Here is a 7,334-nt window from a genome sequence, read left to right as displayed (position 1 = left end):
GGGCGCCCCGCCGTAGACGGCGAGGCGCAGGGCCGAGAGGTCGAAGCGGTCGAGGTCGGGGTGCTCCGCGAGCTGGTACAGCGAGCTGGGCGCCGTGAACAGGTGGGTGATGCGTTCCCGTTCGAGGAGGGTGAGCGTCGCCAGCGGATCCAGGTCCTCCCGCAGCACCACCACGCCGCCGGAGGCGAGGACCCACTGGGCGAGCTCGCCGCCCAGGTCCGACAGCGGGATGGCCACCAGGAAGCGCCAGGGTGGCGGTCCGTACATGGCGCGGGCGGCGTCGAGGCACGCGGACATGGCAGTGGTGCTGTGGACCACGCCCTTGGGGCTGCCGGTGGTACCGCTGGTGTAGGCCAGCGACGCCGGCCGGTCGGGTGCGGCGGGGAGCCCGGGGGCCTCGGCCACGGCGGCGTCGGCGAGCGCGACCAGGTCGTCGCCGTGGGCGGAGGGACCCAGGGAGAGGACGCGGGGCACGGAGGTGCGGCGGAGCAGCTCGGCGGCACGTTGCTCACCCGGCTGGTCGTGCACGAGCACGGCCGGGGCCGCGTGTTCGAGGCACGCCGCGTGCACACCGGGGGAGAACATCGGACGCAGTCCGACGTAGCAGCCCCCTGCCCACTGCACGGCGAGGCGGAGGAGGACGGCCTCCGGCGTATTCCCGTGCAGGCAGGCGACGCGAACCCCGGGGCCCACCCCGGACCGCCTGAGGACCGCGGCCATGCCGGCGACCAGGCGGTGGGTCTCGGCCCCGTTCACCGACCGGCCCCCGGAAACGAGGACGTCGTCCTGGGGGGCAATTCCGGATAATACCCGTCGCACGTAGTCCACGACTTCCTCCGACGTTGGCTTCGCGGGGATCGGGTTGCGCGGATATGACGATTCCGAAAGGAGAACGGTGGCGCAACGAGTGATACTCGATATCCCGGTGATGAGGCCCCGATGGAACCAACAAATAATCGCCAGGGGAGGAAGTGGAATACGCAATGCCATCTTCCGGTGCCCTCGAAAGAGGGGAAGACACGACCGGGGGTCACGGAACAGGCTGTCCGTGCGCGGTATTCTCGCGCGGGGGAGCCCGATTTCCTGAACGGTTGACCGCAGCCACGCCCGGGGGGTGCGCTTCGCCCGACAGTGAGGCCTCTCACCACGCGGGCGCTACCGGGTTGAGGGCCCCCACCGGGTAGGATTCGACATTCAGTCACGGTGGGCCACTCGCTGCCGGCCCACCTGCCGCAGTAGCCGACACCAACCAGGAGGAGCCCGGTGACCGAGCCGGCTGCCGAGGCCCGGACCGAGGCCCCGAACACCAGCGCCCGCCGCGTGGTCGTGGCCGAGGACGAAGCCCTCATCCGTCTTGACCTCGTCGAGATGCTTCGTGAGGAGAACTACGACGTCGTCGGCGAGGCCGTCGACGGGCAGGAGGCCGTCGAGCTGGCCAACAAGCTCCAGCCCGACCTGGTCATCCTCGACGTCAAGATGCCCCGGATGGATGGCATCGAAGCGGCGTCCCTGATCGTCGGTGACCGGGTCGCGCCGGTGGTGATCCTCACGGCCTTCAGCCAACGCGACCTCGTGGAGCGCGCTCGGGACGCGGGAGCGATGGCCTACCTCGTCAAGCCCTTCGCGAAGCGCGACCTCATCCCGGCGATCGAGCTCGCCATGTCCCGGTTCGCCGAGGTCCGGGCGCTGGAGGGCGAGGTCGCCGATCTCCAGGAGCGGTTGGAGGCGCGCAAGGTGGTGGAGCGGGCCAAGGGGCTGCTGATGAAGAACCAGTCGCTGAGCGAGCCCGAGGCGTTCCGGTGGATCCAGCGCACCGCGATGGACCGGCGGACCACCATGAAGGCGGTGGCGGAGGCGGTGCTGGAGACCCTCAGCTGATCCGGGCGTCATCCCGGTGTCATCCCGTGACACCTGTCGCTCACCCGTCCACCCGGGTGGCGGTGCACGATCCCACTCCTAGGGAAAGGGTCCCCTTTTCGGAGCCCGGAAGAGCGGCATGCGTCACGATGTGGCTACGGCCACATGTCCAGTATGGGCAAGGTGCCACGATCGGACTACGGTCCGTGCCTAACTCATCGTTCCGAGGAGCGGAACGACGCTCACGACTGCTGCTCGTGGGTGGGTTCACGTGGAGGCACGGGTGTCGAAGAACGGTCGCTTACGGATCCTGGCAGTCGCGGCGACGGCGTCGCTGACGCTCGCCGGGTGCGCGCAGGGCGGGAACGAGGAACCGGCGGAGGGTGGCGCGGCCACCAACGACAGCGCCGCCGCCGCCCCCGACGCACCCACCGACGCCGTCCTGCCGGCGGGGGACGGCACCGGCGAGTGCGAGGACGGCCTCAGCATCGCCTACATCGGCACCATCGCCGGGCAGAACGCGGCCCTCGGTGTCGCGATCCTCAACGGGGTTCGCCTCGCCGTGGAGGAGCACAACGAGGCCAACGCGGGCTGCCAGGTCACGCTCAAGGAGTTCGACACCGAGGGCAGCCCCGACAGGGCGACCGGTGTCGTCACCCAGGCCATCAACGACGACTCCATCCTGGGCGTGGTCGGGCTGCCCTTCTCCGGTGAGTCCGACGCGGCCGGGCAGTCGTTCCACGAGGCCGGCCTGGTCACCATCAGCCCGTCCGCCACCGACCCGGCACTGTCCCAGAACGGCTGGGACACCTTCTTCCGCGGGCTGGGCAACGACGCGCAGCAGGGACCGGCCGCCGCCACCTTCATCGGGGACGACCTGGGCGCCGAGAGCGTCTGCGTCGTCAACGACGACTCCTCCTACGGCATCGGCCTGGCTCGCGAGGTGCGGGAAGCACTCGGCGACGCGGTCGTGTGCACCGAGGAGGTGAAGACCAACCAGCGGGAGTTCTCCGCGGTCGTCGGCACCATCGAGGCAGCCGCCCCGGACGCCGTCTTCTACGCCGGCTACTACACCGAGGCCGCGCCCTTCGCGCAGCAGCTGTTCGCCCGGGGCCTCCAGACCACCCTGGTGGCTCCCGACGGCGTGCGCGACGACCAGTTCGTGCAGAACGCGGTGGGCGCCGCCGAGGGCGTCTACCTGACCTGCCCGTGCGTGCCGGCCGACGGCTTCGGCGACTTCTTCGACGCCTTCACCGAGCTGGCCGGCACCGAGCCGTCCACCTACTCCGCCGAGGGCTACGACGCCACCACCATCCTGCTGCGCGCGCTGGACGAGGGGCTGTCCACCCGCGAGGAGGTCCTCGAGTTCGTGCGCGACTACGACGCCCCCGGTCTCACCAAGCACTTCAAGTGGGACGAGGACGGCGAGCTGACCGACACCCCGGTGTGGGTCTACCGGGTCGAGGACGGCGAGATCGTCCGGGACCGCGAGATCGGCTGAGCCGGCGCCGGTGGGGACGGCCGAGGCGCGCACCGCGTCCTCGGCCGTTCCCCGCCCGCCCGACCGGCTGACGGTGAACCGGCGATCTCGCGAGAAACGAGTATCTGAGTGATCGGCAACCTCCCGACGGTCCTCGCTCAGGGCGGCGTGGACTGGATCAGCTTCGACATTGGTCGCCTGGTCGACCAGTTCTGGTACAACACCGTGAACGGCCTCGCCTACGGCAGCATCTACTCCCTGGTCGCGGTCGGCTACACCCTCGTGTACGGAGTCCTCAAACTCATCAACTTCGCGCACTCCGAGGTCTTCATCGTGGGCGCGTTCGGCGCCTACTTCACCTTCCAGTTCCTCGGTTACGAGTCCGGTGGCATCGCCCAGGCTCCCCTGATCGAGACGATCGTGAACCTCGTCCTGGCGCTGGCCGTCGCGATGATCTGCTCGGGTCTCGTCGCGCTCACCCTGGAACGGGTGGCGTACCGCCCGCTGCGCAGGAAGAAGGCGCCCCGGCTGGTGTTCCTCATCACCGCCGTCGGCGCGTCCTTCGCCATCCAGCAGGCCATCATGCTGTGGCGCAACCCCAACCCCGAGCTCGCGATCCAGCTGGTCGCCCCGCAGCCCCTGTTCGAGGTGTTCGGGGTGTCCGTGACGAACATCCAGCTCACGGTGTTCCTCGCCGCGCTGGTGCTCCTGCTGGTCGCCGACTCCTTCATCAACCGGACCCGGCTGGGACGGGGGATCCGGGCCGTCGCCCAGGACCCGGACACGGCAACGCTGATGGGCGTCAACAAGGAACGCGTCATCATGCTCACCTTCGTCATCGGTGGGTTGCTCGCCGGGGCCGCCGCCCTCTTCTACATCATGCAGATCCCGCAGGGAGTGGTGTACAACGGCGGTTTCCTCCTGGGGATCAAGGCCTTCACCGCTGCCGTGCTCGGCGGCATCGGCAACCTGCGCGGCGCGCTGCTCGGTGGCTTCCTGCTCGGGGTCTTCGAGAACTACGGCCAGTCGCTGTTGGGCGGTCAGTGGCGCGACGTGGTGGCCTTCGTCGTGCTGATCGTGATCCTGATGTTCCGCCCCACCGGAATCCTCGGTGAGTCGCTAGGAAAGGCCAGGGTATGAACGCGCACCACTTCCGCAGCGGGACCGCGACGAAGGTGCCGTTCGGCCAACGGATCCGTGACTGGTGGAACGGGCTGAGCCGCTTCCACCAGTGGGCGATCATCATTCCTGTGGTGGTGCTCGTCTACCTGATGCCCTTCCTCAACTTCTTCCCCATCACCACCGAACCGGGCACCGACTTCGAACTCGCCCTGTTCAACACCGCCCGCATCGTCCTGATCGCGATCGGGCTGAACGTCGTGGTCGGGCAGGCCGGCCTGCTGGACCTGGGCTACGTCGGCTTCTTCGCCATCGGCGCCTACGTCGCCGCGCTGATGACCAGCCGGGACTCCGCCCTCTACGCCGAGTACCCGTGGTTGCTCGTGGTGGTGGTGGGCATCGCGGTGACGATGGTCTCCGGTGTGATCATCGGAACACCGACGCTGCGGCTCCGGGGTGACTACCTGGCCATCGTCACACTCGGCTTCGGGGAGATCGTCCGGCTGCTCGCCGACAACATTCCCGCGCTGCGCGGGAACGTGGGCTTCCGGAACCTGGAACGGCCACCGGGGGAGTGGTCCGACGGGACCCGCATCTTCACCCAGGGCGACGGGATCCCCTGGTACTGGTTGACCGTCACCGCCATCATCGCCGTGCTCATCCTCGTCGGCAACCTCGAACGCAGCCGGGTGGGCCGCGCGTGGGTGGCCATCCGGGAGGACGAGGACGCGGCCGAGATCATGGGCGTGCCCACCTTCCGGTTCAAGGTGTGGGCCTTCGTCATCGGCGCCGCCATCGGCGGCCTGTCCGGCGTCCTGTACGCGGGACAGCTCGGCTTCGTCAACAACGCCAGGTTCGACGTCGTCACCTCGGTGCTGTTCCTGGCCGCGGTCATCCTCGGCGGGTCGGGCAACAAGGTCGGGGTGATCCTGGGCGCCATCGTCATCGCCTACACCCCGGAGCGGTTCCAGGTGGTGTCCGAGTACCGCTACCTGATCTTCGGGCTCGCGCTGATCGTCCTGATGATCTTCCGCCCCCAGGGGCTGCTCGGTGCCCGCCAGCGGCTGTTGGCACGAGGCAGACAGGCGTACAAACGCCTGGTGGGCAAACCGGAGCCGGTGTCGACGGAAAGCCCCATGAAGGACGCGGGCAAGAGGACGGGAGTATGACGACCACCAGCGGTTCCACGCCCGAGACGCGTCACCACCACCACGACCGCGACGAGACCGACCAGCCCGGCGGTCTCGTGGGCGAGGTCGCGCGGATGAGCGCGGAGGAACGGGCCGAGCACGAGGCGGAAGTGGCGGACGTCGTCGCGCCGGACCGGGACATCGAGGTCGAGGTCGGCGAGACACTGCTCGAGATGAGGGACGTCACCCTCAGCTTCGGCGGGCTCGTCGCCCTCGACTCGGTGTCCTTCTCCATTCGACGCGGCGAGATCCTCGGCCTCATCGGACCGAACGGGGCGGGTAAGACCACCTGCTTCAACGCGATGACCGGCGTCTACCGCCCCTCCTCGGGGGCGGTGCTGCTCGAGGGCAGACCCCTCGGGAAGCTGAAGAAATCGCAGATCACCCGGCGCGGCATCGCCAGGACCTTCCAGAACATCAGGCTCTTCGACGAGATGACCGCCCTGGAGAACGTCGTCGTCGGCACCGACGCCCGCCACCGCACCGGGGTGCTCGGCGCGCTGCTCCGGTTGCCCCGGCACCACCGCGAGGAACGCGAGGGCGTCGAGCGGGCGATGGCGCTGCTGGAGTTCGTCGGCATCGCCGACCGGGCCGCCGACAAGGCGAAGAACCTGCCCTACGGCTACCAGCGGCGCCTGGAGATCGCCAGGGCACTGGCCACCGAACCGAAGCTCCTGTGCCTCGACGAACCGGCCGCCGGGTTCAACCCGGCGGAGAAGGAGGAGCTCATGGGGCTCATCCGCCGGATCCGGGACGACGGGTACACCGTGCTGCTCATCGACCACGACATGAAACTGGTCATGGGGGTCACCGACCGCCTGGTCGTACTCGAGTTCGGCAAGAAGATCGCCGACGGTCGCCCCGCCGAGGTCCGGGAGGACCCCGCGGTCATCGCCGCCTACCTGGGGGTTCCTGACGATGACGTTGCTTGAGATCTCCGACGTCTCCGTGCACTACGGCCGGATCCGCGCGTTGAGCGGTCTCTCCCTCACCGTGGAGGAGGGAGAGGTGGTCACCCTCATCGGGGCCAACGGGGCCGGCAAGACCACCACCATGCGGACCGTCTCCGGTCTGCTCCCGGTCAGCTCCGGCCGCATCACCTTCGAGGGCGACGACATCACCCGCCTCCGCGCCGACCTGCGGGTGGTCCGGGGGATCTGCCAGTCACCGGAGGGCCGGGCGATCTTCCCCGGCATGACGGTGCAGGAGAACCTGGACATGGGCTGCTACACCCGCAAGGACCGCGCGGCCATCGCCGAGGACTACGAGCGGGTGTTCAGCCTGTTCCCCCGGCTCAAGGAACGGCGAACGCAGGTCGGCGGCACCATGTCCGGGGGCGAGCAGCAGATGTTGGCGCTCGGCCGCGCCCTGATGGCCCGACCCCGGCTGCTGTTGCTCGACGAACCGTCGATGGGGCTCGCCCCGCAGTTCATCCAGCAGATCTTCCGCATCATCACCGAGATCAACCAGCAGGGGACCACCGTCCTGCTCGTGGAACAGAACGCGCAGCAGGCGCTCAGCCGGGCGCACCGCGCGTACATCCTCGACGCCGGTGAGATCACCAGGACGGGAACCGGGGCCGAACTCCTCGCCGACCCGAGCATCAAGGACGCCTACCTGGGCGTCGGCTGAACGACGGAGTGGGGCGGGGCGCGACCGGCGGCCCGCCCCACACCTCCGGGTGAATC

The 7,334-nt window shown here is 69.0% G+C and carries 7 protein-coding genes; 6 read left to right on the top strand and 1 reads right to left on the bottom strand.

All coding sequences use genetic code 11. The features are described 5' to 3' along the window. On the bottom strand, window positions 1–828 hold an 828-nt coding region (locus ACTIDRAF_RS29200; RefSeq protein WP_039787600.1), incomplete at its 3' end, for an AMP-binding protein. 435 nt (window positions 829–1,263) lie between these two features. On the opposite strand from ACTIDRAF_RS29200, the gene ACTIDRAF_RS0215885 reads away from it, so the two are divergent. The 6 genes from ACTIDRAF_RS0215885 to ACTIDRAF_RS0215860 all read left to right on the top strand — a co-directional run bounded on the left by ACTIDRAF_RS0215885 (window position 1,264) and on the right by ACTIDRAF_RS0215860 (window position 7,278). Continuing rightward, window positions 1,264–1,878: an ANTAR domain-containing response regulator gene (locus ACTIDRAF_RS0215885; RefSeq protein ID WP_016699714.1), complete on the top strand. Its 615-nt coding sequence runs from the start codon at window positions 1,264–1,266 to the stop codon at window positions 1,876–1,878. A gap of 262 nt (window positions 1,879–2,140) precedes the next feature. Then, a complete protein-coding gene (locus ACTIDRAF_RS0215880) occupies window positions 2,141–3,358 on the top strand; it encodes a branched-chain amino acid ABC transporter substrate-binding protein (RefSeq protein WP_016699713.1) in 1,218 nt (405 codons plus the stop codon). A 108-nt stretch (window positions 3,359–3,466) separates the two neighbouring features. Then, window positions 3,467–4,477, top strand: coding sequence for a branched-chain amino acid ABC transporter permease (locus tag ACTIDRAF_RS0215875; protein ID WP_016699712.1), 1,011 nt, complete (start codon window positions 3,467–3,469; stop codon window positions 4,475–4,477). Continuing rightward, entirely contained in the window at window positions 4,474–5,625 is a 1,152-nt protein-coding gene (locus tag ACTIDRAF_RS0215870; RefSeq protein ID WP_016699711.1) for a branched-chain amino acid ABC transporter permease, read from the top strand. Before ACTIDRAF_RS0215875 ends, ACTIDRAF_RS0215870 begins: the two co-directional genes overlap by 4 nt. Then, window positions 5,622–6,578: an ABC transporter ATP-binding protein gene (locus tag ACTIDRAF_RS0215865; protein ID WP_016699710.1), complete on the top strand. Its 957-nt coding sequence runs from the start codon at window positions 5,622–5,624 to the stop codon at window positions 6,576–6,578. The genes ACTIDRAF_RS0215870 and ACTIDRAF_RS0215865 overlap by 4 nt, the downstream gene beginning before the upstream one ends. Continuing rightward, the gene (locus ACTIDRAF_RS0215860; RefSeq protein ID WP_026066161.1) at window positions 6,565–7,278 is read left to right on the top strand and encodes an ABC transporter ATP-binding protein; all 714 of its coding nucleotides are present in this window, start codon (window positions 6,565–6,567) and stop codon (window positions 7,276–7,278) included. Before ACTIDRAF_RS0215865 ends, ACTIDRAF_RS0215860 begins: the two co-directional genes overlap by 14 nt. The last annotated feature ends 56 nt before the right edge of the window (window positions 7,279–7,334 follow it).

This window comes from Actinoalloteichus spitiensis RMV-1378 (assembly GCF_000239155.1).
Lineage (GTDB): Bacteria > Actinomycetota > Actinomycetes > Mycobacteriales > Pseudonocardiaceae > Actinoalloteichus_B > Actinoalloteichus_B spitiensis.
The sequence above is the reverse complement of the archived record's forward strand: the minus strand, read 5'-3'. Positions and strand labels throughout refer to the sequence as shown.